This window comes from Lentzea sp. NPDC005914 (assembly GCF_040629405.1).
Classification (GTDB): Bacteria; Actinomycetota; Actinomycetes; order Mycobacteriales; family Pseudonocardiaceae; genus Lentzea.
The window spans coordinates 78,150-103,933 of sequence record NZ_JBEXVQ010000012.1 but is presented as its reverse complement, the minus strand read 5'-3'; the positions used below and the strand labels follow the sequence as shown (position 1 = coordinate 103,933).

The window sequence follows — 25,784 nt, the reverse complement described above, 5'->3', positions numbered from 1 at the left end:
TCCCGGGGAGGCGTGCGCACGCAATAACTGCGGCGGCGCCGGGGAAAGGCGGGAGAGACTGATGTCGCGATCACGGGTTGCGTGGGTGGCTTTGCCAGCTGCGCTCGCCATGACGCTCACTGCGTGCGGCGGCGGTGGTGGTTCGTCCACGACCGGTGGCAAGGAGAACCCGGACGGCACGGTGTCCATCTACGGCACCGAGCCCAAGAGCACGCTCTTCCCGGCCAACACGACCGAGGCCGGCGGTGGCAAGGTCACCGACTCGCTGTTCTCGCGTCTGGTCGGCTACAAGGCGGAAGACGGCGCGCCCTACAACTTGATGGCGGACTCGATCACGTCCAGTGACGCGAAGGTCTACGACATCAAGCTCAAGCAGGGCTGGAAGTTCCACGACGGCACCGAGGTCAAGGCGAAGAACTTCGTCGACGCCTGGAACTGGGCCGCGTACGCGCCGAACGCGCAGCAGGCGGCGTCGTTCTTCTCCCCGATCGCGGGCTTCTCGGACGTCCACCCGGACGACGAGAACGCCAAGCCGGCCAAGGACAAGATGTCCGGCCTCGAGATCGTCGGCGACTACGAGTTCAAGGTCACCCTGAACGGTCCGACCTCGGTCTTCACCACGATGATCGGCTACACGCCGTTCTCGCCGATGGCGGACTCGTTCTTCGCGGACCCGAAGGCCGCCGAGGCCAAGCCGATCGGCAACGGCCCGCTCAAGTTCGTCTCCCGCACGCCGAACGCGCTGATCAAGATGGAGCGCTTCGACGACTACAAGGGCGAGGACAAGGTCCACTTCAAGACCTTGGACTACAAGATCTACTCCTCCCAGGAGACCGCGTACCAGGACCTGGTCGCGGGCAAGCTGGACTTCATGGAGGCCCTGCCGCCGTCGGCCAAGGTCGGCGAGAAGTACAAGGCGGACCTCGGTGACGCGGTCGTGACCGCGAACCTGCTGGGCCAGAGCGCGATCGCGTTCCCGCAGTACATCCCGGCGTTCCAGAACGTCAAGCTGCGCCAGGCCGTCTCGATGGCCATCAACCGGGAGCAGATCACGAAGACCGTGCTGGCCGGCTCGTACGTGCCGTCCACCAGCTTCGTGTCGCCCGGCATCAAGGGCTACCGCGCGGACACCTGCGGCGAGTACTGCAAGTACAACCCGGAGAAGGCCAAGGAGCTCTTCAAGGAGTCGGGCTTCACCGGCAAGCTGACCATCCAGTCCAACCAGGACGGTGGCCGCAAGGAGCCTCTCGAGGCGGCGTGCAACAGCATCAAGCAGGCGCTGGGTGTTGAGTGCGAGTTCGTCGGTGCCACCAACTTCGGTGCGTTCCGTCAGATCGTCGACGGCAAGCAGCTGACCGGCATGAGCCGTTCGGACTGGTCGGCCGACTACCCGTCGATCGAGAACTTCCTCAACCCGCTGTACCGCACGGGTGGTTCGTCCAACGACTCGAACTACTCGAAGCCCGAGGTCGACGCGCTGCTGAAGAAGGCCGACGAGACGGCCAACGAGGACGACGCGATCAAGCTGTACCAGCAGGCGGAGGACATCATCGCCAAGGACCTGCCCTCCATGCCGACCTGGAACGAGAAGGGCATCGGTGGTCGCTCGAAGAACCTGACCGCCGCCAAGATGTCGTTCAAGCGCCAGGGCGTCCTGGAGTCGTTCCGCGTCAAGGCCTGATTGCCGAACAACCTGAGTTCTGAGTGAACCGCCCGGCCCCGCGTCCGTCGAACGTTACGGGCGCGGGGCCGGAGCGGTGTTCAGGCTCAGGGCGCCCCCCACCACGCAAGGAGCCGACCTCATGGGTCGCTATGTGCTGCGCCGTCTGCTGCAGCTGATACCGGTCTTCCTGGGGACCACTTTTCTGATCTACGCCCTGGTCTGGGCGATCCCGCAGGACCCCTTCGCGGGCAAGTGCGGCCAGCGGCCGTGCGATCCGGCCTACATCGCTGAGATGAGCCAGAAGCTCAACCTCAACGACCCGTTGCTCCTCCAGTACTTCAAGTACCTCGGCAACCTCATCACCGGCGACTTCGGCACCACCTTCAACGGCGTGTCCGTCGGTGAGCAGATCGCCACGTCGTGGCCGATCACCCTCAAGATGGGCATCATCGCCCTCGTCATCGAGGCGATCATCGGCATCACCGCCGGCATCCTCACCGGCCTGCGCAAGCAGGGCTTCCTGGACAACCTGGTCCTGGTCTCGACGCTGTTCCTGATCTCGCTGCCGGTCTTCGTCACCGGTTTCGTGCTGCGGCTCTACCTCGGCCCGCAGGGCTTCGACATCATGGACACCTCGGTCAGCTCCGATCCGACGCTCGGCGAACTGGTCCTGCCCGGCTTCGTGCTCGGCAGTCTCTCGATGGCCTACGTCGCCCGGCTGACCCGTACGAGCATCGTCGAGAACCGGCGCGCGGACTACGTGCGCACGGCGATCGCGAAGGGCCAGCCGCAGACCCGCGTCGTCGGCATCCACCTGCTGCGCAACTCGCTGATCCCGGTGATCACGTTCCTCGGCACCGACCTCGGCAGCCTCATGGGCGGCGCGATCGTCACCGAGGGCGTCTTCAACATCAACGGCATCGGCGGCCTGATCTTCCGCGGCATCCAGGAGAAGGAAGGCATCATGGTCACGGGCATCGTGACCCTGCTGGTGCTGGTCTACCTGCTGGCGAGCCTGCTCGTGGACCTCCTGTACGCCGTTCTCGACCCGAGGATTCGCTATGAGTGACCCAGGATCCGTGTCCGGCGGTTCCGGACTCGAGGCGGCCGCGGCGGCCGGTGTCGACCAGCTCAGCCACGTCGACGACTCGTCGCAGAAGCAGAAGAAGCCGCGCTCGCTCTGGAACGACGCGTGGGGCGAGCTGCGCACGAAGCCCACGTTCATCATCTCGCTGGTGATCATCGCGGTCATCGTGCTGATGGCGATCTGGCCGACGCTGTTCACCTCCGTCGACCCGCGCCACGCAGACCTCGACAAGTCGCTGCAGCCGCCTTCGGGCGACGCGTGGTTCGGCTACGACCTGCAGGGCTACGACGTCTACGCCCGCGCGATGCACGGCGCCCGCGCGTCGCTGCTCGTCGGCATCTTCGCGACGCTGCTGACCGTGCTGATCGGGTCGACCGTCGGCATCATCGCCGGGTACGCGAAGACGTGGCTCGACAGCCTGCTGTCCCGGTTCGCCGACATCTTCGCCGGCATCCCGTTCGTGCTCGGCGCGATCGTCATCCTGACCACGCTGAACGCGCCGTCGGAGAACCCCGGCGTCGTCCGGATCGTCACGCAGGTGGTGCTCTCGATCGCGGTGCTGTCGTGGCCGGTCGCGATGCGCATCATGCGTTCCGCGACACTCGTGGCCAAGCAGCAGGACTACGTCAAGGCCGCCCGCGGTCTCGGCGCCTCGCCGCTGCGGATCGTGTTCCGGCACCTGCTGCCGAACACCGTGGCGCCCGTGCTGGTGTACGCGACGATCGCCCTGGGTGCCTTCATCGGTGCCGAGGCGACGCTGGCGTTCCTCGGCATCGGCCTGCGTCCGCCGGTCGTGTCGTGGGGCGTGATGATCTCGGAGTCGCGCGACTACTTCCAGTCGGCACCGCACATGCTGCTGTTCCCCGCGGGCTTCGTGACCGTCACCGTGCTGGCCTTCGTCATGCTCGGCGACGCCGTGCGCGACGCCCTCGACCCCAAGTCCCGATAGGGGAATCCTGTGACTCAGCCATTGCTGGAGGTCGAGGATCTCCACGTGGAATTCCGCACCCGCGACGGTGTCGCGAAGGTGCTCAACGGCGTTTCGTACCACGTCTCGGCGGGCGAAACCCTTGCGGTGCTGGGTGAATCCGGCTCCGGAAAGTCCGTGACCGCGCAGACGATCATGGGCATCCTGGACATGCCGCCGGCGTTCATCACCAAGGGCACCATCAAGTTCCGCGGTGAGGACCTGCTGAAGCAGTCCGCGGACGAGCGGCGCCAGATCCGTGGCGAGGGCATCGCCATGATCTTCCAGGACGCTCTCTCGGCGCTGAACCCCGTGTTCACCGTCGGGTTCCAGATCGAGGAGCAGCTGAAGGTCCGCCGCGGGATGTCCAAAGCGGACGCTCGCAAGCGGGCCATCGAGCTCCTGGACCAGGTGAAGATCCCGAACGCCAAGGGACGGATCTCCGACTACCCGCACCAGTTCTCCGGCGGTATGCGGCAGCGCGCGATGATCGCGATGTCGCTGGCTCTGGACCCCGAGCTGCTGATCGCGGACGAGCCCACGACCGCGCTGGACGTCACCGTGCAGGCCCAGATCATGGACCTGCTGGCGGAGATCCAGAAGGAACGCGAGATGGGCATGATCCTGATCACCCACGACCTCGGCGTGGTCGCCGACGTCGCGGACCGGATCTCGGTCATGTACGCGGGCCGCATCGTCGAGCACGCCGACGTGTACGAGCTGTTCCGCGCGCCGGGACACCCGTACACCGAGTCGCTGCTGGAGTCCCTGCCCAGGCTCGACCTGAAGGGCCAGGAGCTCAAGACGATCAAGGGTCTGCCGCCGTCGCTGACCAACATCCCACCCGGCTGCCCGTTCAACCCGCGCTGCCCGCGCGCGTTCGACCGGTGCGTCACCGAGGTACCTGCAGTGCACAACCTCGGCATGGGCCGCACCAGCCGGTGCCACATCGCGGAGGAGGTGGTCGCTCGTGGCTGAGCCGATCCTCGAGGTCGAAGGCCTCGTCAAGCACTTCCCGGTCCGCGTCGGCGTGCTGTTCAAGCGCACCGTGGGCCACGTCAAGGCCGTCGACGGCGTCTCGTTCTCGCTGAACAAGGGCGAGACCCTCGGCGTCGTGGGCGAGTCCGGCTGCGGCAAGTCCACGCTGGCCCAGGTGCTGATGCGCCTGGAGCAGCCGACGGCGGGCTCGGCCAAGTTCGAGGGCCGTGACATCTTCGGCATGAAGGGCGCGGAGCTGCGCAGGCTGCGCCGCAACATCCAGATCGTGCTGCAGGACCCGTACACCTCGCTGAACCCTCGGATGACCGTCGGCGACATCGTCGGCGAGCCCTACGAGATCCACACCGAGGTGGCGCCGAAGGGCGACCGGCAGCGCAAGGTCCAGGAGCTCCTGGAGATCGTGGGTCTGAACCCGGAGCACATCAACCGGTACCCGCACCAGTTCTCCGGCGGCCAGCGCCAGCGCATCGGCATCGCGCGTGCCCTGGCGTTGCGTCCCAAGGTGATCGTGTGCGACGAGCCGGTGTCCGCGCTGGACGTGTCGATCCAGGCCCAGGTGATGAACCTGCTGGGCGACCTCCAGACGGAGTTCGGCCTGTCCTACCTGTTCATCGCCCACGACCTGTCGGTGGTGCGCCACCTGTCCAACCGCGTGGCGGTCATGTACCTCGGCAAGATCGTGGAGATCGGCACCGAGGACGAGATCTACGAACGCCCGATGCACCCGTACACGCAGGCCCTGCTGTCCGCGGTGCCGGTGCCGGACCCGACCCAGCGCGGCCGGCGTGACGTCATCCGCCTGACGGGTGACGTGCCTTCGCCGATCGACCCGCCGTCGGGCTGCCGGTTCCGCACGCGGTGCTGGAAGGCGCAGGACATCTGCGCGACCGAGGTGCCGGAGCTGGTGCCGCGCAACGGGGGCCACCCCGCGGCGTGCCACTTCGCCGAGGAGCGCGCGGTCGTCTGAGCAGTTTCGCGTGGTGAAGAGGGGTCGTGCCGTTCGGCGCGGCCCCTCTTTCGCGCTATGGCAGACCGGTCCGGGCAGGCGCAGAATCGCCGGATGAACCCCACCCGGCACACGAACTACTGCGCCATGGCGGTTCAGATCGCCCTGGTGAAGGTCATTCGCATCCAGGCCGCGGAGGTGAGGGCGGGCAGGCTGAAGTGCGGTGACGTGTTCGACGAGTACCGGCGCACCCTGGCGATCCTCGACGACCGGACGCGGCTCACAGCCGACTTGTGGCCGTGGGACCGGTGGAAGGTGCGCCGTGCCCATCGCAGAAGCCTGCGAGATGTGGTCCGCGCGGCGAAGCAGCACCGCCGAACGCCGCACTGATCATCAGCTCGTCCTGGCGAGGTCGGTGAGTGAGACGCCGGGGGCCACCTCGCGCGTGTCGACCTCGACGAAACCGCGCTTGCGGTACAGCCGGAGCGCGGGTTCGTTCCTGGTACCGGTGCTCACGGTCTGCGGCCCGTCCGGCAGCGCGTCGAGCAACTTCGTCGCGATGCCACGCCGATGTGCCCGCGGGTGCACGACCAGCCGACAGATGTCCACAGTGGACCCGTCGAGCTGGTACGAGACCGCGCCGGCGAGTCCTTCCTCGTCGTACAGCCCGAGGAACGTCTCGCCGCACGCTTTCAGCTCGTCGAGTGACTCGTGCAACGGCGGAATGCCGTCGAAGCCGATGATCTCGGCCTCGACGGCATAAGCCAGCCGCTGCACCGTCCACAGCTCGTGCAGGACGGCGTCGTCGGACAGGTCGAGGATCACGTGTTGGACGAGTTCCGCACGAACGTGGCCAGGTCCTCGGACTGCTGGACGCGCGACGGCTCGTGCACGTACATCATGTGGCCAGCCGGGTAGTAGGCCGACTCGATGTTCGCGGTGAGCTCCTTCGGGATCTGCAGGTGCGCGATCAGGTGCTCGGCCGCGAAGTACGGCGTTGCGCCGTCGAACCAGCCGAACGCGACGTGGACCTTCAGGTGCGGGTTCGCGCGCATCGCCGCCGAGAGCTTGCCCGCCGTGGTGACGTGGCGGCCCTCGAACTCCTTGTACGACCACTGTTCGATGGCCCGCGAGAGGATCTCGTACGGCAGGTCGTTGGAGTACTCGAGCTCGGCGTGCAGGTAGTGGTTCAACGACGCCGCGTACGGGCCGAGGATCGCGTCGATGGACGGGTCCGCGGAGATCTCCTCGCGGCCGTAGTCCTTGTCCCAGCCGGTGAAGCGGCCGTCGATGCGGCCGACGGTCTTGCGCTCGTGGCGCAGCAGTTCGGTGAAGAACCGGATGTGCTCGATGCGCAGGTCGACGGCGTCCACGTACTGCTCGGACAGGCCGGTCAGACGCGCCAGCTTCTCGATGGTGGCGGCACGTTCGACGTCGCTGAGCCGGTTGCCGCGGGCCAGCGCGTAGGGGTAGTCGCGGACCGCGAACTCCTCCGCCTCGGCCAGGACCTCCTTCAGCGGACGGTCGCCGTGCAGGCCGTGGTAGTGCGCGATGGCCGCGTACGTGGGCAGGAAGAGCGTGTAGCCGAGGTCGTGGCCCTCGTTGAACTCCAGCGTCGCGAAGTCCAGCACCGAGGAGATCAGCATGAGCCCGTTGAGGTACATGCCGTACTTCTTCTGCAGGTGCTCGGCGAGGCCCGCCGCCCGCAGCGTGCCGTACGACTCGCCGCAGATGAACTTCGGCGACATCCACCGGCCGTTGCGCGAGGTCCACAGGCGGATGATCTCGGCGATGGAGTCGATGTCGGGCTGGTAGCCGTGGTAGCTGCCGGGCTTCTCGCCCTTCGCGGCACGGGAGAAGCCGGTCGACACGGGGTCGATGAACACGAGGTCGCTCTCGGCGAGCAGGCTCTCCTCGTTGTCCGCGATCCCGTACGGCGGCGCGGTCAGGTTGCCGACGTCGCCGCTCAGCACCCGGCGCGGCCCGAGGAGCCCCATGTGCAGCCAGACGCTGGCGGATCCGGGCCCGCCGTTGAACGCGAACGTCACCGGCCTCTTGAGAGGGTCGGCGCCGTCGAGCGTGTACGCGGTGAGGAACACCTCGGCCTTGGGCTTGTGGCCCTCGAACACGCCGTCCTTGAGCACTTCTTCCCTGAGCACGACACGCCCGGCGGTCGCGGTGTAGTTCAGCTCGCGGCCCTTGACGGTGATGCTGTGCTGGGTGGTGACCAGGTCATCAGCGGGAGACTCGGGCTTTTCTTCGGTCTTCTCCTCGGACATAGGAGCAACACTACGGAACTCGACGATCGAATAACGGCCTGCCGAGCGTGCCCGCGCCTGGTCGCCTGGCGCGAGTCCGTGGCCTCGGTGAAACGTGCCGCGTTCCGCGACTGGGACTACTGGGGCAAACCCGTCCCGGGCTTCGGCCCGATGGACGCCTCGCTGCTGATCGTGGGACTGGCCCCGGCGGCGCACGGCGGAAACCGGACAGGGCGGATGTTCACCGGTGACGCCTCCGGGGACTTCCTCTTCCGGGCGCTCTACGAGGTGGGGCTGGCCTCTCAGCCCCACGCCTGGGCGAGGGACGACGGCATGGAGCTGCGCGGAGTGCGGATGGCCTCACCGGTGCGGTGCGCGCCGCCGGAGAACAAGCCGACGCCGGAGGAACGGGACAGGTGCTCGCCGTTCCTGCGCGAGGAGATCGGGCTGATGAAGAACCTGCGGTCCGTCATGGTCCTCGGCGCGTTCGGGTGGAAGGCGTTCCTGCCGCTGCTGGGGCCGGAGCGGCCGAAGTTCGGGCACGGGGTGGAGGTGGAGATGGGCGGGCTGCGAGTGTTCGGGTGCTATCACGTGTCGCCGCACAACACCTACACCGGGAAGCTGACCCAGGAGATGCTGCAGGACGTGCTGCGGCGGGCGATGAGCTGATGGGCAAGCGCAGTCCCGCGCACGTGGTGCGCAAGCGCATCGGCGAGCACGCGGCGGCGCTGCGCGAGGTGGTGCCGCTCCTGGTGAGTCCGGACCCGGAGTCGCCGATCCGGCGTCCCGGACCGTGACCTTCAGCGTCACTGCGACACCGGCGAGTTGGCCGGACGAACGTCCCAACGCCGCCGTTCCGTGTCAGGCTGATCCGCATGAAGTGGTGGCGGGCCGGGGTGGCGGTGGCGGCGCTGCTGATCGTCGTCGTCGCGGCCAGCGGTTCGTCGCCGATCATGCTCGTCAACCGGCTGGACGACCGGCCGCCGCCGCAGAACCGCGAACCGTCGCTGGACCTGGCGATCCCGCAGGAGCTGCCGGACGTCGTCGCCGTGCCGTTCACGGTGTTCCTGCTGATCCTCACCGGGCTGGTCCTCTTCGGACTGGTCGGGATCATCCTCGCGATCGAGCTGCCGCGGTGGCGCCGTCGCCGTGGCGTGCGCGGGGTGGAGATCGAGGAGTTCGACGTCGGTGCGCCCGTGCCCGCGATCCGGCGCGTCGAGAAGGCGTTGCAGGAGTTCACGAACCACCTGCAACGGCCGCCGCGTGACGCCGTGATCGCCGCCTGGCTCGCGCTGGAGGAAGCCGAGCAGCGCTTGCCGCACCAGACGCCCACCGAGTTCACCGAGAAGCTCGGCGTGGACGCGACCGTCCTCAGGAACCTCTACCAACGCGCGCGGTTCGGGCACGAGGACGTCACCGCGCAGCAAGCCGCCGAGGCGCGACAGGAACTGGGCCGCATCATCCGGGAGCTCGCATGAGAACGGCGCTGGCGCTGGGCATCGGGGTGATCATCGGGGTCGCCGTCTGGCTGCTCGGCGCCGAACCGCTCTGGGCGACGGCGCTGGCCGTGCCGCCGACCGCGTTCGCCGTGCTGGTCACCAGGCTGCCGCGCGCGACGGACGTCGTGTGGAGCTCGGAACCGCCGCCGCCCGGCTCGATCAGCACCGCGCACGCCAGCACGCTCGCGTCGAGGCTGCAGGAGGCGGCGGAGAACCCGAGGCGCTTCCAGGACCGGTTCCGAGGCAGGCTGCAGCGACTGGGGATCGACGCGGCCGAACTACCGGATCCCGAGGATCTCGCCGAACGGCTCAGGAGGGTCGAGTGAGCATCGAGCTGGAGGCCAAAGCCGTTCTCGACGAGATCGGCAAGGTCGTCGTCGGGCGCACGCGGACCGTGCGGCTCGCGCTCGCGGCCGTGCTGGCGGGCGGGCACGTGCTGCTGGAGGACGTGCCGGGCCTGGGCAAGACTCTGATCGCGCGGTCGCTCGCGCAGGCGCTCAGCCTCGACTTCCGCCGCCTGCAGTGCACGCCGGACCTGCTGCCCGCGGACGTCACCGGGTCGTTCCTCTACGACCCCGGCAGCCGCGAGTTCGACTTCCACCAGGGGCCCGTGTTCACCGGGCTGCTGCTGGCCGACGAGATCAACCGGACACCGCCCAAGACGCAGTCCGCGCTGCTGGAAGCCATGCAGGAGCGGCAGGTCACGGTCGAGGGGCGCACGTTCCCGCTCCCCAGGCCGTTCCACGTGCTCGCGACCTCGAACCCCGTGGAGTACGAGGGCACCTACCCGTTGCCCGAGGCGCAGCTCGACCGGTTCCTGGTGCGGCTCGACATCGGGTACCCGCCGGCGGAGGAGGAAGTGGAAGTCCTGCGGCGGCGGATCGCGCGGCAGAAGGAAGAGGCCGAGGTGCCGCCGGTCCTCGCGCCGGGGCGTTTGGCGGAGCTGCAGCACGAGCTCGAACAGACCACGGTGGACGACGATCTCCTGCGGTACTGCGTCGATCTGGCCGTCGCGACGCGGCAGCACCCGTCCGTCGAGGTCGGCGCGTCACCACGTGGTGCGCAGGCGTTGGTCCTCGTCGCTCGCGCTGTGGCCACTTTGGACGGTCGTGGCTATGTGACGCCCGAGGACGTCAAGGAGTGCGCGGTCGCCGTTCTCTCGCATCGGCTCGTGATGAAGCCGGAGACGTGGACGTCCGGCGTGAGCGGCGTGCAGGTCGTCACCGAACTGCTCGGCAAGGTTCCGGGCCCGCCCAGCTCATGAGCAGAGCGGACAAGATCAGGAAGGCGTTCGCCGAGTCCCACGGCGCCCACTGGCACGCCACGGACGCGTACTCGCGCGCCGTCTGGCTCGGTGTCGGGCTCGTCCTCGCGGGCATGTTCCTGCACCAGGTCGAGATGGTGCTGTTCGGCGTGCCGCTGCTCCTGTCCGTGCTGCTCACGCACAAACCGAAGGGCAGGCCGACGGTCAGCGTGCGTCCGGTGCCGCGAGGTGCTGGCATCGGTGTCGTGCACACCGTCGCGCAGGTCGAAGGCGCGGACGCGGAGATCGCGGTGATCAAACTGCCAGGCGGGATCAGGGCGGTCCCGGCGCACTCACCCGACCTGCCGGTGGAGATCCGCCGTGACGCGTGGGGGCCGGGCGTCGATCTTCGCCTCGACCACCTCTTCGCGGGACCGGACGGCCTGCACGTCTACGGCCCGATCGTCGGCGTCGAGCACGTCCGCACGATCCTGCCGCCGGTCGAGCACCACCCGTCCGGACCGCTGCCGCCGCGTCCCGCCGGCCTGGTCGGCATCCACCGCTCGCCGCGCGCGGGCGACTCGACGGAGCTGCGCGACATCAGGGCGTTCCAGCCCGGTGACCGGCTCAAACGGATCGACTGGAGGGTCACGACCCGCACCGGCACGGTCCACGTTCGCGAGAGACACGCCGAGGCCGACGCGGAGATCGTGCTCGCTCTCGACACCCGCACGGACGTGGGCGTGAACGTCGCTGACTGGTCGTCTCCTCATTACGGGGCCACGACGCGGCCGGGCGGCAGTCTGGACCGTGCGGTGCGCCAGGCGGCGTCGATGGCCGCGGGGTATCTGCGGCAGGGCGACCGGGTGGCGTTGATGGACCTGAGCCGGCCGCAGCTCAACGTCCGTTCCGGCGTCGGGCGACGGCACCTGATGCGGATCCGCACGCAGCTGGTCGTGTGCGTGCAGGCGGCGGGGTGGGCGTCGCGTGTGGCGTTGCGCAAGCTTCCGCACGGATGCGTTGTCGTGCTGCTGTCGCCGTTCCTCGACGACGAGATCGCCGAACTGGCCGTGCAGACGCGTAAACACGGTCACGTCGTGCTGGCGATCAACACGCTGCCGTTGCCGCTGAAACCCGACCTGGAGACGCCGTGGGGCGAGGTGGCCGCCGAGATGATCGCCGCGGAGCACCGGCTGCGGCTGCGGCGCATGGCCGAGCACGGGGTGGCGGTGACGCGCGAATGCTGATGCGACTGGCGATCCTGCTCGCGGCGTTGCCCGTGGCGCTGATCCTGCACCTGGAGTCGGACACGGTGGCGCCGCTGGTCATCGTGACGGCGCTGGCGGTGATCTCGGCACTGATGCCGGGCAGCGCGGGCCCGGCGTTGCTCATCGGCTACGCGGCGCTCGCGATGGCGTTCGGCGACGGGCACCCGTTGCGGCTGGGCGTGTGGCTCATGATCCCGGCGCTGCACCTCATTCACGTGACGTCCGCACTCGCGGCGGTCGTTCCGGTGAAAACGAGAATCGAGCTCGCTGCGCTGAAAGCACCAGCACGCCGGTTCGCCATTGTCCAGGCGATCTCTTTTGGCGTTGCGACGTTCGCCTCGTTCATCCCATCGGGGCCCGGGATCGGCCTCGTGGAGCTGCTCGGGCTGGGGTCTCTGACGGTCGTGATCGCGGTCGTCGCGCTGAGGATCTGAATCGCTCCTCTCAGCGAGAACTCCTCGAATCCGACTCGAGGCGCAGGTCAGCCGCGATCGTGTTCGGCGTCACCCGGCGACGGTAGTCACAACGGCCCCTTATGACGCGCGAAAAAGGGGGTCCTGGTGCGACCATATGTGTATGGCTGCTGTGAAGTCGCAACCCACGCGAATCGTCATTGTCGGCGGTGGGTACGTCGGTATGTACACGGCTCTCGGACTGCAGAAGAAACTGCGCTCCGGTGAGGCATCTGTCACCGTGATCGACCCGCAGCCGCACATGACCTACCAGCCCTTCCTGCCAGAGGCGGCAGCCGGCTCCATCGAGCCGCGCCACGTCGTCGCCCCCCTGCGCAAGGTGCTCAAGCGCTGCCACGTCGTCACGGGCCGCGTCACCAAGATCGAGCACGCGCGCAAGATCGTGACCGCCGAGCTGTCGGACGGCCACGTCGAGGAGATCGAGTACGACGTGCTCGTCTCCGCGCTGGGTGCGATCTCCCGCACGCTTCCGATCCCCGGCCTGGCCGAGGTCGGCATCGGCATGAAGACGATCGGCGAGGCGATCTACGTCCGCAACCACGTGCTGTCGCGCCTGGACCAGGCCGCGAGCACGAACAACGCGGACCTGCGCAAGAAGCTGCTCAGCTTCGTCGTGATCGGTGGCGGCTTCGCGGGCATCGAGACGCTCGCCGAGCTCGAGGACATGACGCGGTATGCGCTTCGGTACTACGAGGGCGTCAAGCCCGAAGAGATGAACTGGGTCCTCGTCGAGGCGATGGGCCGCATCATGCCCGAGGTGTCCGCCAAGCTCGGCGCGTGGACCGTCGAGGCGCTCGAGAAGCGCGGCATCAAGATCTACCTCGACACCCGCGTGAAGTCGCTCGAGGGTGGGCATGTCGTTTTGGACGACGGTACGGAGTTCGACTCCGACACGATCATCTGGACCGCCGGCATGAAGGCGAACCCGGTGCTGCGCAACACGGACCTCCCGCTCGACGAGCGCGGCCGCGTCCGGTGCACCGCCGCCATGCAGGTCCAGGGCCTCGACGGCGTGTGGGCCGCCGGTGACTGCTCCGCGGTGCCGGACCTCTCGCGTACTGAAGAAGACCCGACGGCCACGTGTGTGCCGAACGCGCAGCACGCCATCCGTCAGTCGAAGCTGCTCTCGAAGAACATCGTCGCGTCGATGCGCGGCCAGAAGCCGAAGGACTACTTCCACAAGTACCTCGGCTCGGTCGCGGGCCTCGGCCTCTACAAGGGCGTCGCGGACGTGTTCGGCATGCGCTTCAAGGGCCTGCCGGCGTGGTTCATGCACCGCAGCTACCACGTGGCGTTCATGCCGACCGTCAACCGCAAGCTCCGCGTGCTGATGGACTGGACGCAGGCGCTGTTCTACGGTCGCGAGGTCGTGGCGCTCGGTCAGATCAACGACCCGAAGTCGGACTTCGACCGCGCGGTGCAAAGCTGACCTTCACTCTCTGTGAGTGGTGAGATGCCCCGAGCGTTATCTCGTTCGGGGCATCTCGCTGGTCCGGAGGCGGAACTTAAGCGCCCAATCGGAGTAAAGCTCCGGGGCTCGCCTTGACATTGCGTTACGTGAACCAGAGACTACGGCTGGTGCATCACCTGAATGCGTGATTCGCCGTGTGGGGAGAGAGGTGATCCCGATGTCTCTCGAGGAGCTGGCCGCACAGCTTCGTCGCGGTGAGATCGAGGACCCCGCGTTGGCGCAGTACGCCGCAGAGTACGCGCAGGCGGGGCAGAGTTTCCGCAGCAAGAAGGACGATTGAGCAGGTCGGCTGACGGGCGGGTGCCAGGTGCCCCGTCCGAGGCTGCCAGACCTCTGCTGCTCCAGGGGCAGGACTACCTCTTCCGCTCTCCGCCCAAATGCCTGGACTTCCAGGAACAGGTGCACCGCCTCGGCATGGTCGACGAGGGCGACGGCAACCCCCAGCCCTGCGTGCTCGTACTGGCGCGCGCCGCCGACATGGAGATGAACGAACTCTCCATCGCCCTGGCCGAGCGCGGCATCCGCATGGCCCGCATCGACGCCGATCGTTGTGTGGATCTCCCGCTGTCCGTCTATACGGATCAGCCTCTCGTTGAGCTCGATCGCTGGCTGCTGCGCCCGTTGTTGGTGTGGCGCCGCCATTTCGAGCTCTCCGCAGTGCCCGTGGAGCCAGGAACTCTCGCCGGCGCCTACGCGGTGGACCAGTGGGCCTCAGTGGCGAACTGGCTGTCGTCGCGCTCCGACTGGGCACACGTGAACCCTTCGCGCTTCTCGACGCATCTGGACCGTCTCACACAGCTTTCCGACGCTTCTTCTTTCGGCCTGCGCGTGCCACGCACGGCCGTGACGACGCGTCCAGGCCGTACGCGCCCCGGCGGCGGCCGTTGCATCGTCAAGACCGCAGGCCGCCATCTGCTCGAACCGCGTCCCGGCGTGCAACACGGCCTGTTCCCGCGTCCTCTCGAGACCTCCCGCGCCTCGGACGCCCCCGAGCCCGCGCCGGTGATCGTCCAGGAGTACGTCCCGTCCGACACCGAGCTGCGCGTGTTCGTGGTGGGGGAGCGCTGCATCGCCTTCCAGGTCGACAAACTCGACCCGGCCCAGCTCTGGGTGGACCCCGACGCCGTGCGCGTGACACCAACCTCCGTGCCTTCTTCTTTGTCAGACCGGTTGCTGGCGCTGGCCCGCCATTGGCGCGTCCAAGTGGCGGCGTTCGACCTGCTTGTCACCGGCTCCGACCACGTGTTCCTGGAGATCAACGTCAACTGCGACTGGCGCTGGTTCGAGCACCGCGCAGGCGACAACTCGGTCTCCGCGGCTGTGCACGACTGGGTGGCGCTGCGCTTCAAGGAGCTGCTCGGAGCGGGGAGGGCACGCTGATGTTCGGGTCCGTTCGACGCTTACCCGGATGCTCGCTCTAGTCCAATTCGCTGGGCCGTGCGGGCGAGAAAAGACCATCCGCTCACACAAGCCGACGATCAAGGCCTAGGCTCCCACCGCCCCCGTAGCCCAATCGGTAGAGGCAGGTCCCTTAAAAGGATCACAGTACGGGTTCGAATCCCGTCGGGGGCACTCCGTTTCACCTGTATGGATCACCCCTGACCAGCGCAGACGTGGTCAGGAGGTGATCTTGTAACTCCCGGTGATACCCAGGCTGTTCCCGGTCCTGGCCAGCGGTCCGCGCCCAATAGGCGTCCAAGTTGGCGTGGTCACTTACGCCGTCTTTGCTGCTCAGCACCTTGTCGATGCGCTTACGGAAGCCCTCCTCCTGGTTGGCGTAGATCCAGTGCAGGACGTCAATGACCTGACCTGCCTATCTGGCGCCCTCGGCACACCAGCCGCGAGCCGCGCCGACACGCAGGCGTGACGTAGGTCTTACGGCCTCCCTCCGCGAGCGGCGCAAGAACGCAGAGAAGAACCTCAGGTACCTCGCGGGCGAGTTCCTCAAGACCGATGCGCACCGACGCCTCAAAGCTGCCGGTCTTCATCCCGTGTGGCGCGCGTCTCAACGGACCGTTGTCGCCGCGGAACCTGCCTGCATCTGACGCCTTGAGCTCACTCGTTTGGGTAACACCTGACAGGGTGAGGCGCGATCATCTGGTTACTGATCGTCGTCATGAGGTGGTGGCGCGTTGCCCATGCGTGAGCTTCTGCGTGACGTCTTGTTGCTGCAGCCCGACTGGAACTCGAAGAACACTCCCGCCATGAAGGAGCGGGGGCAGTTGATTCGAGGTGGAGTGGCGCAGTGGTTGCGTGATCAGCTGCCCGGGCTCCAGGGGGACGTGCCGGTCTTGATCGACGACTGGCGGGTGGACCCGAGTGACGGTGCGGGGCTCAAGAGCGAGATTCCGTGGGTTCGGGTGCACTCTGCGGGCCGTTCGCCCTCCGCGACCATCGGGTGGTACGTGGTTTACCTGTTCGAGGCTCAGGGCGACCGTGTGTACCTGTCGTTGATTCAGGGCGCCAGCCGGTGGGTGAACGGTGAGTTCAAGCCTCGGCCCCGGGCTGAACTTCGTCAGCGCGTGCAGTGGGCGCGAAACGCGTTGGCGACGCACCTGCTGCCGCGGCCTGATCTGGTGGAGAAGATCGAGCTCAACGCGCGCAAGTCGAACCTCGGGCCGGCCTACGAGGAAGGGAACGTCGTTGCGTTCGAGTACGCGCGCGATGAGTTGCCTTCTGATGATGTGCTCCGCGACGACCTGAGCTTCCTCGTATCCGTGCTGAGTCACCTCTACGAGCTCGATGGTTCCCGCGAAGTGGCGCCTGAGGTCGCTGACGCGGTTGCCATCGCCGAGCGGTCAGCGGGTCGGGCTCGGCGCGGGCAAGGCCTTCTCCTCTCCGCGGAGCAACGGGTCGCGGTTGAACGTCGGGCTGTTGCCGTGGCGACGGATTACCTTGTGGAGCAAGGATTTGAGGTTGAAGACGTCGGAGCGACGCAGTCCTACGACCTCGATGCCAGACGCGGCGAGGAGGGGTTGTACGTCGAGGTCAAGGGCACGACGACCACGTGGTCGAGCGGCAGTTCCGAGATCATCGTGACGAAGAACGAGGTCGACCTGCACCTGCGTGAGTACCCGAACAACATGCTGCTGATCGTCAGCCAGATCGTGTTGGATCGCTCTGCCACGCCGCCGTCGGCATCGGGCGGCGAGCTGCGGGTCATTCACCCGTGGGAGGTCAAGCCGCCCAACCTCACGCCGGTGACCTATCGGTATCTCGTGGGGGAATAGGTCACCAGGTCGGGCGGGCCGTGACGCCGCCGTCGACCACCAGGTCGTGGCCGGTGATCCAGGAAGCCAGGTCCGAAGCCAGGAACACGCACGCGTTGCCGATGTCCTCCGGCGTGCCGAGGCGGGTCAACGGGGCCGCTTTCTCCCACCGCGCAACGCCTTCCGGCCACCGCGACGCGATGTCGGGGCGGGCGATCAGGCCGGGCGAGACGGTGTTGACGCGGATACCGCGCGAGCCGTACTCCAACGCCGCCGCACGCGCGTGCATGATCAGGGCGGCTTTCGAGGCGCTGTAGTGGGCGTGGCCGACAGCAGGAAATGAGCCCTCGATCGACGCGATGTGCGTGATCGAGCTGACCGGAAACCGGACCGCAGCCTGAGTTACGGCGAACGGGGCGGTCAGGTTTGTGTCCACAACGGACTGCCATTGCGCGACGGTCATGTCCGGCAACGGTTCCACGGGCTGCACGCCCGCGTTGTTGACGACCGCGTCCAGGCGGCCGTGCACATCGAAAGCTTCGGACACCACGCGGATGGCGTCCGTGCGCAGGTCGCCGTCGGAAAGACCGTTGTGGCGAACGACCAGTGCGCCTGCCGAAGAGAACTGACGTGCGATGCCGGCGCCCACACCGCTGCGGGCTCCGGTGACCAGCACGACCTTGCCGCTGAGATCGATCACGAGACGATGCCTTCCAGCCGTTCAGCAAGCCACGAGACGATCTCACCACGGCCCGCCACGAAACCGTCCGAGCCGATGGAACGAAACTCCCCGCCCGCCGCGCGGACTAGCACCGAGCCCGCTGCCACGTCCCACGGGTGGATGCCGAGGTTCGCCGCCGCGTCTGCCCTGCCCGCCGCGACCCAGGCGAGCGACAGAGCCGTCGAGTAGACGCGGCGCACGTCCGCGACGGCCATCAGGGAGGCGAGCAGGTCCATCTCGTCCGAATAAGGGCTACCGGGCAACGGGATGTCGGTCAGCACGAGCGGCCGCGGACTCACACCCGGCTGAATCACGAGACCTGCGGAACGGACGGAGAAAGGCACGTCCACAGCCGCCGTGAACAGCTCGTCGCGGAACGGGTCGAGCACGCAGCCCGCTACCAGCGAGCCGTCCACGGCCGCGGCCACCGAGATGCACGACAGCGGGATGCCGCGCACGAAGTTCCGGGTGCCGTCGATCGGGTCGACGAACCAGGTGATCGGCGCTGAAGCTGCCCCCAGCTCCTCTCCGACCACGGCCGAACCGGGAACGGCGAGTGCGCGGCGCAGGAACGCCTCCACCTCCAGGTCAGCGGTGCTGACCTGGTCGAACTCGCCCTTCGTCGCGACCTCGACGGGCAGTTCGTGCAGCAGCTTGGCGGCATCGACACAGGATTGAGCGGCCAAGGCCAGGAGGTCCCCAGGAGTCACGCCCTCATTGTGATCGGTCACAAACACGACCGGATGACTCTGGGCAACGTCCCACCTGGATCAGTGACCAGAACCACCACGATGAGCTGACCTGACGATGACGTTGGAGGTTCGGGATGCGAATCGTGGCCGGGGTGGCGTTCGTGGCGGCATTGGTCGCCGGCACAACCACAGCACAGGCGGACACGCTCGAGTACGTGGCGCTGGGTGACTCGGCGGCGGCCGGTCCGCTCATCCCGAACCAGGACCCCGCGCTGTGGTGTCTGAGCAGCGACCGCAACTACCCGCAGGTCGCCGCCAGCACGCTCGGCGCGACGCTCACGGACGTCACGTGCAGCGGTGCTGTCACCGACGACCTCGCCGGGCGGCGGTTCGGGGTGCTGGCGCCGCAGCTCGACGCGCTCAAGCCGAGCACGGACCTCGTCTCGGTCACCATCGGCGCCAACGACGTCGGCCTCTTCCAGACTGCGTTGAGCTGCATCAACTTCCTGCCCGAGCCGGTGGGGATCTCCTGCTACGACCGCTACAACGCCGGGGGGCAGGATCAGCTCGCCAAAGCCGTCGACACGTGGGCGCCGGAGTTCGGCGCCGCGCTCGACGCGATCAAGAAGCGCTCACCGCACGCGAAGCTGCTGGTCACCGGGTACGGCACCTACATCAGGCCGGGCGGTTGCTATCCGACCCAGCCGGTCTGGGGTCGCGACGGCGACTACCTGCAGAGCGTCATGAACCGGCTCAGCGCGACCGCCAAGGCCGAAGCGGTCAAGCGCGGGCGACGTTCGTGGACTTCGCGGCGGTGACCGTCGGCCACGACATCTGTGCCGCGCCGGCTGACCGTTACCTGGAGGGCCTTGTCCCGACGACGATCGCCGCGCCGTTGCACCCCAACGCGGCGGGCATGAAGGCGTTCGCGGCGGCGATCGTGAAGGCCACCAAGTGATCACCGCACTGTTCGCGGCGGGCCTGGCGCTGGCCCCGCTTCCGGTCACGTACAACGCGCTGCCCGCGGTCGCCATGACGATCAGCCAGCCCGGCGCGGCGCCGCCCGGCGCGAACGACTGGGCGTGTCAAAGCGATAAGAGGCCGGTCGTGTTGTTGCACGGCACGCACGCGAACATGGCCATCAACTGGAACACGCTGTCGCCGCTGCTGAAGAACAACGGCTACTGCGTCTTCGCGTTGAACTACGGAAACCTCAGGGCAGACCAGGTCGGGGGAACCGGGCCGATCGAGGACTCCGGCGCCGAGCTGAGCCAGTTCGTGGACAGGGTGCGCGCCGCGAAGGGAAAGTCCGAAGTGGACCTCGTCGGGCACTCGCAGGGCGGGCTTCTCGCGCAGTACTACGTGAAGTTCCTCGGCGGCGCGCAGAAGGTGCACGACGTGGTCGGACTCGCGCCCACGAGCCACGGTTCCGACGCGGCCGGCCAGAACCGGTGGATCTGGTCACTGCTGCAGATCTTCCCCGCGCTGGAAGGACTGATCAGCGCCACGGATCCCGCGGTCCTGCAGCAACTGCGCGGTTCGGCGTTCATGGACCAGATGAACGCGACACCGGACGTCGTAGCCGGCGTGCGGTACACGACGATCGCCACGCGCTACGACGGCACGGTCACGCCGTACCAGTCGCAGTTCTTGGAGGGCGGCCGGAACATCGTCCTGCAGGACCTGTGCGGCAACGACTTCGCCGACCACCTGGCGCTGGCGTTCGACCACGTGGCCCTGCGCGAGGTCCTCAACGCCCTCGACCCGCCGAACGCGGGGGCACCGGACTGCTCAACGCCCGTCTGGCCGCTGCTCGGTGGCTGACCGCGCGGCGAGGGCGGCGGTCAGCAGCGCGACGTGCTCGATCCGCGTCGGGTCCAGGCCGGTCAGCTCCGCCACCCGCCGCAGCCGGTAGTCCACGGTGTTCGGGTGCACGTGCAGTTCGGAGGCCGCGGGTCGCCGGGAACCTCGGCGGAGGTAGACCTCCAGCGTCCCGACGAGCTCGTCGGTCAGCGGCGCCACGATCGACGCCAACGGTCCGAGCGCCGCGCTGGGACGGGACAACTGGTACTCCAGCATCACGTCCTCCAGCCGGTACAGGCCAGGACCTGACCGCAGAGCCACGAAAAGCACCTCACGCGCCAGTGTGGCGGCGGCCGCGACCCCGGAGGGAGGGGCCGCGACCGCCGCCACCGTCAACGGAACGCCCGCGGATCGCTCCACGTCCGCCACGATCCGGTCGAGCGGGAGGCCTTCACCTGGCAGCAACGCGAGACCGCCGTCCGCGCCGAGCGACGACAGCACCGGCTCCCGGCTGTGCCGCTCCAGCTCCGTGCGCAACCGGCGCAACTTCCGCCGGGCGGCGACCGAGGCGTCCACACCGGGCAGCAGCTCGTCCGGATGCGGCGGCACGTGCAGCGCCAGCACCACGTAAGGCCCTGACGCCTCAACGGTTCCGGCGAGCAGACCGGTCAGCAACGTGTGCCGCGCCGACCGCTCGTCGTCGAAGATCGTCTGCCGCTCGTCCAGGTACCCGGCGCTCACCACCGGCGTGACGACCTGCAGGTAGCGCATGGCCAGCGCGTTGAGCTCCAGCACCTGCCCGACCTCCTCCGGCCGGGCGTCGGGCACCAGCGCTTCCCACACGACCTGGATGCCCACGTGGTACGCGGTGAGCACCACGTCGATCGGCACGCCCTCCTCGGCTCGGCGTGCGGCCGACTCGCGCAGGGGGCGCAGTTCCTCACCGCTCGGCACGACACCCGTGCGCAGCACCTCGGCGAACGCCTGCAGGGCCCGCTCGATCACGCGCGTGATGTCACCAGCCAGCTCCTCGCTGGGCAGTTGCTGGTACTCCGGCACCCGCTCGGTGATCTCCGCGAGCACCCGCCGGACGAAGAAAGGCATCTCCGCGACGAGCCGTTCGGCCAGCGGTCGTCCACCGATCACATAGGACATCTGCTGATTCTGACGGCAAAAGGGTCAGCGCCAGGGTTCCTGAGCACAGCGGGTCTTGCCGGGGCACCCGCGCAGCAGCTGCACGACGGGCGGCTTGGTGATCTTGGCCGGTGCGCGGGAAGCACCGTCCGGCCACTGCACCGAGACGGCCATGGACGACGCGTTGTTGTCGTAGTTCTTCTCCTGCAGCACGCGGTCGGGGTTTGCGACCGTGACGACGTCGTAGACCCCGGAGGCGACGCCGGTGAGGTCGAGCCACTGGAACTCGACCTGATACTTGTAGTCGTCGCCCTGCCCGACGGAGATCCCGAAGAACACGTCCAGCGCTTCCGGGTTGTGGTGCTGGCACTTGTGCCCGTCGAGCTCGCGTGCGAGCGCGCCGGTGTAGCTGTCGCTCCTGGGCAGGTACGGCAGGGATCCGGCGTCCACGTTGGCGTACCGGTCGCCCAGGCAGAAGCCGTTCTTGCGGTCGGTCACGACGGTCTCACCGGACGGTGTCCGCAGCTGGAAGTACTCGAAGCCCATCAGGTGCCAGTGCTGGTGGGCGGCGGCCGGCTCGTAGTACGACCAGGTCGGGGTGCGGTGCTGCGCCTCGGCGAACGTCATCGGCACCGGTCCGTCCACATCGGACTGGATTGCCTGCCGGACGGCCATGCGAGGCTGGGCGGTGCTGTTGCGGTGGGCGTGCACGAGGAACGGTCCGTCACCGATGTTGTCCACCGAAGTGGTGAATCTGAGGCGCACTGCCTTGATGTCGCCCTCTTCGACGCAGGGGCCGCCGGGCGAGGACGGGTCGGTGACCATGCAGACGTCCCACGACTCGCACTTGCTCGCGTCGCCGTCATATCCGCCGGAACAGCCGACGGGAGCCTGTCTCAGGTCCGGCAGCATCGGCGTGGCGGCGTGGGACGAGGCGGTGAGCGCGGAAGCGGTGACCGCGGCGAGGAGCACCGCGACGGGTCTCTTGAACACCTCCGCACATTAGTTGCGCTGCAACGACTTCTGCGGCATCTGACGTGGTGCCTCACCCGATCGACTGACACACCAACAGAAATCGCCGCGCTGGGATCTAGTGTGCGGCCGGTGAGAAGAGGCGTCATCACCATGGTGTGCGGCACAAGGCCGGAACTGATCAAGCTCGCTCCACTCATCCGCCGGTTCGGCGACGAGGCGTGCGTTGTCTACACAGGACAGCACTACGACCGGGCGATGTACGCGCGCATCCGCCAGGACATCGCGGAACCGGGCAGCTTCGTCGAGCTCGGCCTGGGCGGTGGACGGCGGGGTGCCCAGCTGGGCAACGCCGTGGCGGCACTGGACGCGCACTTCGCCGAAGAACCACCCGATGTGGTGATCGTTCAGGGCGACACCACCTCCGCGCTCGCGGGAGCGTTGGCCGCCAACGCGAACGACGTGCCGCTCGTGCACGTCGAAGCCGGCCTGCGCAGCTACGACCGCGCCATGCCGGAGGAGCACAACAGGGTCGCCATCGACCACCTCGCCGACCTCTGCTGCGCACCGACGTCGATCAACTTCACCAACCTGATCGCGGAAGGTGTCGCGGCGGACCGGATCACGGTCACCGGCAACACCGTCGTCGAGGCGCTGGAGGAAGCGCTGCCAGGCCACGACGACTCGCGAAGGCTGATCGGGAAACTCGGCCTCCAGGCCGACTCGTACGTGCTCGCCACCGTGCACCGGCCGGAGAACGTGGACTGCCGGGAGAACCTCGAGACCATCCTCGGCGAGCTCGCCCGGCTGCCGCTGCCGGTCGTGCTGCCGCTGCACCCGCGCACCGCGAAGCAGGTCGCGGCCTTCGGGCTCGACCACCTGCTCACGCGGCTGCGGGTGATCGAACCCCAGTCCTACAAGGACTTCCTCTCGCTGGCGCGCTGGGCCGCCGTGCTCGTGTCCGACTCCGGCGGTGTGCAGGAGGAGGTCAGCGTCCTCAAACGGCCCGTCGTCGTGGTCCGCCGCAGCACCGAACGGCCCGAGATCGAGGGCACGTTCGGCACGCTCGTGCCGCCGGGTCCCCGAGTGCGGACCGAGGTGCTCAGGTGGCTCGACGACGTGAGCGGGCACCGCGCCAGGCTGGCCGGCATCCCCTCGCCCTACGGCACCGGTTCGCCGTCCGGGCTCATCGAGGCCGCCGTGCGCAGGATGATCTCCGACACCCGGTTCGCGAGTCCGACGCTCGAGTTCCAGCTCGTCACCGAGGGGTAGACGTGCGCGGTGGTGGCGAGCATCAGCGAGGTGCCCGCCACCTCCACCGCCGGCCTCTGGGCCAGATATCCCACCGGGTACACGGGTTCCACGAACGGCGCGCGGAAGACGTGCACCTCCTCGACGTCGAGGCCGGGGTGCAGTGACCGCAGCTGCGACGTCCACCTGGCCGCGATGGCGCTCTCGTCCTCGGCGAACAGTTCCGAGTCCCGGCCGGTGTAGCGCATGACGTAGACGAGGTGCCGCCCGTCGACCGGTCCGGTCAGCGGGGACATCTCGACGACGCCGTCGAACTCGGTGCCCGACCGCAGCACCGGCGTCCAGTAGTGCCCGGACAACGGCTTGCGCAGCACGAACAACGCGTTCACGACGCCCTGGTAGCGCAGGTTCACTGACGGCAGCAGCGGTGCCAGTTCGAGGTCCACCACCTGCCGCAACGCTGGCAGCGGGAGCGTGGACACGATCCGTTCGGCCTCGATCGTCTCGTCTTCGAGCTCGACGGACCCGTCCCGCAGCACCCTGACCGGAGCGGACGTCCGCACGGTTCCGCCATGCGACTCGATCGAGGCCCTCAGTGCGTCGATGATCGTCTTGTAACCGCCGCGCGGATAACCGCGCACGGCGACGTTGCGTTCCCGGCCGAGCCGTTGCCACAGGTACAGCGCGGGCACGTCACCGAACGCCGCGCCGAACTTCGACCCGAACAACGGGGCGAAGAGGTTCTGCCACACCTTGTCGCCGTACAGGCCGCGCAACCAGTCCTCGGTGCGCAGGTTGTCGAGGTCCTTGCCCTTGCCGAGCCTGCGCAACAGGACCGACACGGCCCCGAACCGGACCCGGTCGACGACACCCAATGCGGTGAACCGCAGCAGGTCCAGCGCCGAGTTGAACGGGTAGCGCCGACCGTCGACGATCATGCCCATGCTGGTGCGTTCCCAGCGGACGTCGTCGCGCAGTCCGAGCTCTTCCAACAGCGGCAACAGGTTCTCGTCGGTCGGCATGACGCAGTGGTAGAAGCGCTCGACCCACCTGTCGTGCCACGGGAAGAACGTGCCGAGCCCGCCGAGCTGACCGGACGCCTCCAGCAGCGTGACCTCGGTGCCGGCGCGAGCGAGCCGGTGGGCGACGGCGAGGCCGCAGATGCCGCCGCCGATCACCACTGTCCGCATCACAGCTCCCGGTACGGGGCCGGGGTGAGCCGGTCGCGCGCGAGGAGGCGGACGTACTGCACGACGGTGCGGCGCAGCTGGAGCTTGCTCGGGCCCTGCTTGCGGTCGTACTGCAGCTCCAGGGGAACCTCGGTGATCACCGGGTGGCAGTGCCGGAGCTTGAGCAGCAGCTCGACCATGCAGGCGAAACCGCGTTCCTCGACGAGCCGTTCGCCCCAGTGCGTGCTGGCGCGGGTGAGCAGACTGACCCGATACGCGCGGAAGCCGCTGGTGAAGTCGTGCACGTCGACCAGCCCGAGCACGCGCCGGAACAGCACGGCGGCGCCGCGCGAGAGCATCCGGCGGAACAGCGGGGCGGTCTTGTCATCGCCGCCGTCGACGAACCGGGAGCAGATCACCACGTCGGCCCCGGCGAGGATCTCGTTGCCCAGCTTGGTGACGAGCACGGGGTCGTGCGTGTCGTCGGCGTCCATCACGACGATGAAGTCGTGCTCGTCCGCGTCGGCCAGCGCGGCCTTCAGTCCTGTTTGGACGGCCTGGCCGAGGCCCAGGTTCACCGGGTGGCGCACCAGCCGGACGTCGAGCCCGTCCACGCCGGTCACCACGTCGGCGGTGCCGTCGGACGACCCGTCGTCGACGACCCACGCGGTCACCTGCTCGGTGCGCGCGACCTCGGCGATGCGGCGCAGCAACGACGGCAGCCCGGCTGCCTCGTTGTAGGCGGGCAGCACGACGTGCGCACGGCCGCGGACCGGTGTCGCGACCGCTGTCGCGGCTCTCGGACCGGCCGTCGGCGAGGCGTGAACCTCGCGTCCGTCTACTGTCATGGAACCCCCATTTCATCGGGTCTCAGAGCGGCGGCGAGAATTATTCGCACGCCCGGCAGTAAATTTCGGGCCACCCCTGGCTGACTTCTGCTCGGCGGTGGGGGTGTGGAA

Annotated in this window: 29 protein-coding genes and 1 tRNA gene; 22 read left to right on the top strand and 8 right to left on the bottom strand. The window is 68.0% G+C overall.

What is annotated here, in order from left to right; translation table 11 throughout:
• Positions 1–109: 109 nt before the first annotated feature.
• From ABZ345_RS19030 to ABZ345_RS19005, 6 genes are all read left to right on the top strand, one after another.
• Positions 110–1,681 (top strand): ABC transporter substrate-binding protein, encoded by a 1,572-nt coding sequence (locus ABZ345_RS19030; protein ID WP_359849932.1) that lies wholly within the window; start codon positions 110–112, stop codon positions 1,679–1,681.
• Between the two features lie 121 nt (positions 1,682–1,802).
• Positions 1,803–2,732, top strand: coding sequence for an ABC transporter permease (locus ABZ345_RS19025; RefSeq protein WP_359849929.1), 930 nt, complete (start codon positions 1,803–1,805; stop codon positions 2,730–2,732).
• A complete protein-coding gene (locus ABZ345_RS19020; protein WP_359849926.1) occupies positions 2,725–3,699 on the top strand; it encodes an ABC transporter permease in 975 nt (324 codons plus the stop codon). Before ABZ345_RS19025 ends, ABZ345_RS19020 begins: the two co-directional genes overlap by 8 nt.
• 9 nt (positions 3,700–3,708) lie before the next feature.
• On the top strand, positions 3,709–4,695 hold the full coding sequence (locus tag ABZ345_RS19015) for an ABC transporter ATP-binding protein (protein ID WP_359849923.1): 987 nt from the start codon (positions 3,709–3,711) through the stop codon (positions 4,693–4,695).
• On the top strand, positions 4,688–5,683 hold the full coding sequence (locus ABZ345_RS19010; protein WP_359849920.1) for a dipeptide ABC transporter ATP-binding protein: 996 nt from the start codon (positions 4,688–4,690) through the stop codon (positions 5,681–5,683). Before ABZ345_RS19015 ends, ABZ345_RS19010 begins: the two co-directional genes overlap by 8 nt.
• 93 nt (positions 5,684–5,776) lie before the next feature.
• Positions 5,777–6,052: a hypothetical protein gene (locus tag ABZ345_RS19005; protein WP_359849917.1), complete on the top strand. Its 276-nt coding sequence runs from the start codon at positions 5,777–5,779 to the stop codon at positions 6,050–6,052.
• Between the two features lie 3 nt (positions 6,053–6,055).
• On the opposite strand, the gene ABZ345_RS19000 is transcribed toward ABZ345_RS19005, so the two are convergent.
• Together ABZ345_RS19000 and ABZ345_RS18995 are read right to left on the bottom strand one after the other, a co-directional pair.
• Positions 6,056–6,487: a GNAT family N-acetyltransferase gene (locus ABZ345_RS19000; RefSeq protein ID WP_359849915.1), complete on the bottom strand. Its 432-nt coding sequence runs from the start codon at positions 6,485–6,487 to the stop codon at positions 6,056–6,058.
• Complete coding sequence (locus ABZ345_RS18995; protein ID WP_359849913.1) at positions 6,484–7,941, bottom strand: peptidase S10; 1,458 nt, start codon at positions 7,939–7,941, stop codon at positions 6,484–6,486. Before ABZ345_RS18995 ends, ABZ345_RS19000 begins: the two co-directional genes overlap by 4 nt.
• Positions 7,942–7,971: 30 nt before the next feature.
• Between ABZ345_RS18995 and ABZ345_RS18990 the strand changes: the two genes are divergently transcribed.
• The 12 genes from ABZ345_RS18990 (at position 7,972) to ABZ345_RS18935 (ending at position 17,104) form a co-directional block, all read left to right on the top strand.
• Complete coding sequence (locus ABZ345_RS18990; RefSeq protein WP_359850287.1) at positions 7,972–8,589, top strand: uracil-DNA glycosylase; 618 nt, start codon at positions 7,972–7,974, stop codon at positions 8,587–8,589.
• The gene (locus tag ABZ345_RS18985) at positions 8,589–8,717 is read left to right on the top strand and encodes a hypothetical protein (RefSeq protein ID WP_359849910.1); all 129 of its coding nucleotides are present in this window, start codon (positions 8,589–8,591) and stop codon (positions 8,715–8,717) included. The genes ABZ345_RS18990 and ABZ345_RS18985 overlap by 1 nt, the downstream gene beginning before the upstream one ends.
• A gap of 78 nt (positions 8,718–8,795) precedes the next feature.
• The gene (locus tag ABZ345_RS18980) at positions 8,796–9,398 is read left to right on the top strand and encodes a DUF4129 domain-containing protein (protein WP_359849907.1); all 603 of its coding nucleotides are present in this window, start codon (positions 8,796–8,798) and stop codon (positions 9,396–9,398) included.
• The gene (locus tag ABZ345_RS18975; RefSeq protein WP_359849904.1) at positions 9,395–9,745 is read left to right on the top strand and encodes a hypothetical protein; all 351 of its coding nucleotides are present in this window, start codon (positions 9,395–9,397) and stop codon (positions 9,743–9,745) included. Before ABZ345_RS18980 ends, ABZ345_RS18975 begins: the two co-directional genes overlap by 4 nt.
• On the top strand, positions 9,742–10,683 hold the full coding sequence (locus ABZ345_RS18970; protein ID WP_359849901.1) for a MoxR family ATPase: 942 nt from the start codon (positions 9,742–9,744) through the stop codon (positions 10,681–10,683). The genes ABZ345_RS18975 and ABZ345_RS18970 overlap by 4 nt, the downstream gene beginning before the upstream one ends.
• Entirely contained in the window at positions 10,680–11,909 is a 1,230-nt protein-coding gene (locus ABZ345_RS18965; RefSeq protein ID WP_359849898.1) for a DUF58 domain-containing protein, read from the top strand. The genes ABZ345_RS18970 and ABZ345_RS18965 overlap by 4 nt, the downstream gene beginning before the upstream one ends.
• Positions 11,903–12,364: a hypothetical protein gene (locus tag ABZ345_RS18960; protein WP_359849895.1), complete on the top strand. Its 462-nt coding sequence runs from the start codon at positions 11,903–11,905 to the stop codon at positions 12,362–12,364. Before ABZ345_RS18965 ends, ABZ345_RS18960 begins: the two co-directional genes overlap by 7 nt.
• Positions 12,365–12,506: 142 nt before the next feature.
• Complete coding sequence (locus tag ABZ345_RS18955; protein ID WP_359849892.1) at positions 12,507–13,832, top strand: NAD(P)/FAD-dependent oxidoreductase; 1,326 nt, start codon at positions 12,507–12,509, stop codon at positions 13,830–13,832.
• Between the two features lie 199 nt (positions 13,833–14,031).
• Positions 14,032–14,154, top strand: a complete 123-nt coding sequence (locus ABZ345_RS18950) for a hypothetical protein (protein WP_269083663.1) — start codon at positions 14,032–14,034, stop codon at positions 14,152–14,154.
• Positions 14,151–15,254, top strand: a complete 1,104-nt coding sequence (locus tag ABZ345_RS18945; RefSeq protein WP_359849889.1) for a hypothetical protein — start codon at positions 14,151–14,153, stop codon at positions 15,252–15,254. The genes ABZ345_RS18950 and ABZ345_RS18945 overlap by 4 nt, the downstream gene beginning before the upstream one ends.
• A 118-nt stretch (positions 15,255–15,372) precedes the next feature.
• Positions 15,373–15,446 (top strand) — tRNA-Leu (locus tag ABZ345_RS18940).
• Between the two features lie 566 nt (positions 15,447–16,012).
• On the top strand, positions 16,013–17,104 hold the full coding sequence (locus ABZ345_RS18935; protein WP_359849887.1) for a DUF3578 domain-containing protein: 1,092 nt from the start codon (positions 16,013–16,015) through the stop codon (positions 17,102–17,104).
• Position 17,105: 1 nt separating this feature from the next.
• Here the strand turns inward: ABZ345_RS18935 and ABZ345_RS18930 are convergent, their stop codons facing one another.
• Positions 17,106–17,783, bottom strand: coding sequence for an SDR family NAD(P)-dependent oxidoreductase (locus ABZ345_RS18930; protein WP_359849884.1), 678 nt, complete (start codon positions 17,781–17,783; stop codon positions 17,106–17,108).
• The gene (locus ABZ345_RS18925; RefSeq protein WP_359849881.1) at positions 17,780–18,514 is read right to left on the bottom strand and encodes an inositol monophosphatase family protein; all 735 of its coding nucleotides are present in this window, start codon (positions 18,512–18,514) and stop codon (positions 17,780–17,782) included. The genes ABZ345_RS18930 and ABZ345_RS18925 overlap by 4 nt, the downstream gene beginning before the upstream one ends.
• A gap of 116 nt (positions 18,515–18,630) precedes the next feature.
• Here ABZ345_RS18925 and ABZ345_RS18920 point away from each other — a divergent pair, with 116 nt between their 5' ends.
• The 3 genes from ABZ345_RS18920 to ABZ345_RS18910 are packed head-to-tail and all read left to right on the top strand — an operon-like array spanning position 18,631 to position 20,320.
• Entirely contained in the window at positions 18,631–19,314 is a 684-nt protein-coding gene (locus ABZ345_RS18920) for an SGNH/GDSL hydrolase family protein (RefSeq protein WP_359849879.1), read from the top strand.
• On the top strand, positions 19,296–19,454 hold the full coding sequence (locus ABZ345_RS18915; RefSeq protein WP_359849876.1) for a hypothetical protein: 159 nt from the start codon (positions 19,296–19,298) through the stop codon (positions 19,452–19,454). Before ABZ345_RS18920 ends, ABZ345_RS18915 begins: the two co-directional genes overlap by 19 nt.
• Complete coding sequence (locus tag ABZ345_RS18910) at positions 19,451–20,320, top strand: alpha/beta fold hydrolase (protein ID WP_359849873.1); 870 nt, start codon at positions 19,451–19,453, stop codon at positions 20,318–20,320. Before ABZ345_RS18915 ends, ABZ345_RS18910 begins: the two co-directional genes overlap by 4 nt.
• Here the strand turns inward: ABZ345_RS18910 and ABZ345_RS18905 are convergent.
• Complete coding sequence (locus ABZ345_RS18905) at positions 20,288–21,454, bottom strand: helix-turn-helix domain-containing protein (RefSeq protein ID WP_359849871.1); 1,167 nt, start codon at positions 21,452–21,454, stop codon at positions 20,288–20,290. The two genes, ABZ345_RS18910 and ABZ345_RS18905, sit on opposite strands and share 33 nt — an antisense overlap.
• A gap of 24 nt (positions 21,455–21,478) precedes the next feature.
• The gene (locus ABZ345_RS18900; protein ID WP_359849868.1) at positions 21,479–22,426 is read right to left on the bottom strand and encodes a lysyl oxidase family protein; all 948 of its coding nucleotides are present in this window, start codon (positions 22,424–22,426) and stop codon (positions 21,479–21,481) included.
• A 111-nt stretch (positions 22,427–22,537) separates the two neighbouring features.
• Here ABZ345_RS18900 and wecB point away from each other — a divergent pair, with 111 nt between their 5' ends.
• On the top strand, positions 22,538–23,677 hold the full coding sequence (gene wecB, locus ABZ345_RS18895) for a UDP-N-acetylglucosamine 2-epimerase (non-hydrolyzing) (protein WP_359849866.1): 1,140 nt from the start codon (positions 22,538–22,540) through the stop codon (positions 23,675–23,677).
• Here the strand turns inward: wecB and ABZ345_RS18890 are convergent.
• Positions 23,566–24,846, bottom strand: a complete 1,281-nt coding sequence (locus ABZ345_RS18890) for an FAD-dependent oxidoreductase (RefSeq protein WP_359849864.1) — start codon at positions 24,844–24,846, stop codon at positions 23,566–23,568. The two genes, wecB and ABZ345_RS18890, sit on opposite strands and share 112 nt — an antisense overlap.
• Positions 24,846–25,673, bottom strand: a complete 828-nt coding sequence (locus ABZ345_RS18885; protein ID WP_359849862.1) for a glycosyltransferase — start codon at positions 25,671–25,673, stop codon at positions 24,846–24,848. Before ABZ345_RS18885 ends, ABZ345_RS18890 begins: the two co-directional genes overlap by 1 nt.
• Positions 25,674–25,784 lie beyond the last annotated feature (111 nt).